The sequence below is a fragment of the Delftia sp. ZNC0008 genome (genome assembly GCF_000799035.1).
Lineage (GTDB): Bacteria > Pseudomonadota > Gammaproteobacteria > Burkholderiales > Burkholderiaceae_C > Comamonas > Comamonas tsuruhatensis.
The window spans coordinates 1-3,204 of record NZ_JTKZ01000598.1 but is presented as its reverse complement, the minus strand read 5'-3'; the positions used below and the strand labels follow the sequence as shown (position 1 = coordinate 3,204).

General features: G+C 66.6%; 3 protein-coding genes. 2 read left to right on the top strand and 1 reads right to left on the bottom strand.

The window, feature by feature from the left end:
- Window positions 1-375: 375 nt before the first annotated feature.
- Together L995_RS19725 and L995_RS19720 are read left to right on the top strand one after the other, a co-directional pair.
- Window positions 376-774 (top strand): hypothetical protein, encoded by a 399-nt coding sequence (locus L995_RS19725; protein ID WP_047473128.1) that lies wholly within the window; start codon window positions 376-378, stop codon window positions 772-774.
- 64 nt (window positions 775-838) lie between these two features.
- On the top strand, window positions 839-1,729 hold the full coding sequence (locus L995_RS19720; RefSeq protein ID WP_016450106.1) for a LysR substrate-binding domain-containing protein: 891 nt from the start codon (window positions 839-841) through the stop codon (window positions 1,727-1,729).
- A gap of 180 nt (window positions 1,730-1,909) precedes the next feature.
- On the opposite strand, the gene L995_RS19715 is transcribed toward L995_RS19720, so the two are convergent.
- Window positions 1,910-3,204, bottom strand: a 1,295-nt coding sequence (locus L995_RS19715; protein ID WP_047473126.1) for a hypothetical protein, incomplete at its 5' end; no start/stop codon positions are given.

The following is a 3,204-nucleotide window of genomic DNA, read 5'->3' as shown; positions in this document are numbered from 1 at the left end:
AGTCCTGTCCTTCGGCAGGACTGCAACCCCGCAGGCGGCCCGACGCAGGCGCTGACATACGGGGAGCTTGCTCGGGCCTTCGCTGCGCTCGGCCTGGTTTCTTGATACGCAGCCGTTAAACTTGCGGCAGGCCGAAAGGCTTGGTGTGTCGTAACACCAATACAGAGGTGCGGCCCCCACCTTGAAGGGGGCTTTGTCATGTCCAGATTCCTGGGGCAGATGCGTCGTCGCGCGTCCGTCTCCAACGGTTTTGGACGGGATGGGCTTACCCGCAAGGATGGCCGCACGTCTGTATACGTGTTACGAACATCCCGTCCACCCGTTGCCCGTCGTACGGTGGCGTGTGGTTCTCTTGATTCATACAGGAACCAAGACATGCACCCTCTCACCGCCGCTCAGGCGGCCCCTCCCCAACCACCTTTTCTTCCCACCTGGCGGCAGGCCATGCATGCCTCGCTGGGCCTGGTGCAGAGCACGCTGCAGCAGTTGATCGAACTAATGGTCGACGATCCCGACAGGGACGACAGCGAAGTCGATGTGGACTGCGCCGTGGAGCTGGCGCTGGAGCACATCAAGCGCATGAGTGTCCAGCAGCATGCGGACCGCTATGCCTTCGAGGTCGAGTGGATCAAGGCAACGGCGGCGCTGCGGCTGGCGCAGGGCGCTTTCGGGCGGCCGGAATCACGCTTTGGCCTGCGGCTCAAGGATGCCATCCAGCAGCTGGAGATGCTGCCGGAGCTGGTGGAGTTCGTGGACCAGGACGACGGCGAGTGAACTGTGCGGCGTGCCCGTATCTCTGTGAGAAACTGGCCCGCCGAACACCCCCTTGCCTTCACCCATGGAACTGCGCCAGCTGCGCTACTTTGTCGATATCGCCAAGACCGAGCACCTGACGACATCGGCCAGGAACCTCTATGTCACGCAGTCCACGCTCTCGCATGGGCTGCGGCAGTTGGAGGAGGAGTTGGGCATGGCGCTGTTCGAGCGCATTGGCCGGGGGCTGAAGCTGTCGCAGGCCGGCGTGGTGTTCCGCAACTATGCGGAGCGTGCGCTGCATGAGGTGGAGGCCGGGCGCATGGCGCTGGCCGACCTCAGCGAGCTGCAGACCGGCACGCTGACCATCGGCGTGATTCCCACCTTCCTCAACACCCTGGTCGCCCCGGCCGTGGCGGCTTTCATGCGCGCCTATCCCAAGGTCAACGTGGTGGTGATCGAGCTGCTGGCCCCGCCCGTGGAGCAGGGATTGCTGGACGGCAGCCTGGACCTGGGCGTGAGCTTTCACCCGCCCCAGCGCGCCGAGCTGGACGCGCTGCCGCTGTTCGACGAACGCATGATGCTGCTGGTCAACCCATCGCATCCGCTGGCCGGGCGCCGCACGCTGTCCGTCAAGTCGCTGGCCGGCGTGCCCCTGGCCCTGCTGCCGCGCACGTTCTACACGCGCAGCCTGATCGAGGACGGGCTGCGCACCGCAGGCGTCACGCCCTTGCTGCGCGCGGAAATGGGATCGGTGGAATCGCTGATCGCGCTGTGCCGCTGGGGCGACATGGCCACCATCGTCCCCGAACGCGCCGCCCAGCAGGCCACGGACATGGTGGCCATCCACCTGGTCGCCCCCCAGCTCATCCGCACCGCCGGCCTGCTGTGGCGTCGCGGTGCGAGCTACAGCGCAGCGGCACGCGAGTTCGCGGCGCAGCTGGCACCCGCCACAAGAACAAACATGCCCCGCTAAAAAAACACCAGGCCGAGCGAAGCAAAGGCCCGAGCCAACTCCCCGTATGTCAGCGCCTGCGTCGGGCCGCCTTTTCTTGGCCTACGTTCTTTTGGCGAAGCAAAAGAAGGTAGGTCGGCTGCCGGGCCGAGACCCGGCCTCGAAAAAACACCACCCGGCAGGGTCAAAAACAAGACCCACTCAAGGAAGCACAGGCCGCGACCTCTCAGGCACCCGCACACTCAACGCAGCCGGCACATAAGCCGCATCAAAACTACACCCCACCCCAAACTTGGCCTCATTAGCAGAACAGGCCGCAGCAATCCCAGCCGCAGTCGGCTTCACCCCCGCCTCCACCCACTGCATCAACGCAGTCATCAAGGTGGGATAGGTCGCATCGCTGATATAGCTGTGCGTCCCCTGCCGCGTAAAGGTCTGCACCAGCCGGTCTCCACTGCCGCCCTGCTGCATCACCGCACGAAACCGCGCATCCAGCTCCACGAAGGCCGTGGGGTCGCTGATCCACTTGGCCGAGAGGACCGGCACGCCAATCTTGCCCACGGGGTCGGTGTCATCGGCGAACTTGCGGTAGGCCGCAGGGTCGGCGCGGTAGCGCAGCACGCCGGCATTGAGCGCGGCATCGTCGGCCGAGCCCGCATAGACCGCACCCTCGTTGCCGAAGGGGCTGGCGCCGCCCGTGCGCTTGGCCGAGATGTCCTGGAAGTGCATGGTGCCCCAGTTCATGTGCGACTGGATGGCGCTTTCGGGGATCTTGATGACCTTGGTGATGGTGTCGATCTTCGCCTGCTGCGCGGCCGTGCGCTGGGCGGCGGGCTTGTCCAGCGCCAGGCATTCGTTCACGCGCAGGGCCACGTCGGCCTGGCGCATCTTGGCGTCAGCGGGCAGGCCCAGGTTGAGCGCGTACTGCGGCTCATTGGGGCGCGGGTGGTTGCCGCACAGGTACTGGTAGACCACGCGCAGATCGGTGCGGAAGTCATAGGCATGGGTGCCGCCGCCCAGCACGCCGCTGGTCAGCAGCACGCCGTCGTAGGGGCGCTCGCCCACGGTCTGCTCGTTGAACATTTCCGCGCCCTTGGCGGCCACGCCCGCACCCCAGGACTGGCCGTGCAGGATGGTGCGCTGCGGCTTGGCCACATGCTGGCGGAAGATGCCGCGCAGGCGCTCGGTGTCCTCGGCGGCGGCGCGCACTTCCACGCCGCCCTGGCGGTAGGTGGAGCCAGCCCAGGCATAGCCTGCGCGCACCATGATGGACCAGCGCACCAGGTCTTCGGCCGCACGGTCGGCGGTGGGCGCGGCCAGGTCCGGGCCGCCGTGGGCGTGCAGCACCAGGGTGCCGTTCCACTGCGCGGGCTTGGCGATCAGGTAGTAGGCGCCCTTGGAGTCCTGCCCGGCCCAGCAGCTGATGCCCGCAGGAATCTCGGCGGGGCAGGCCGTGCTCTTGGGAGCGGTCTCGATGGAGGTGACCGGCCCGTGCA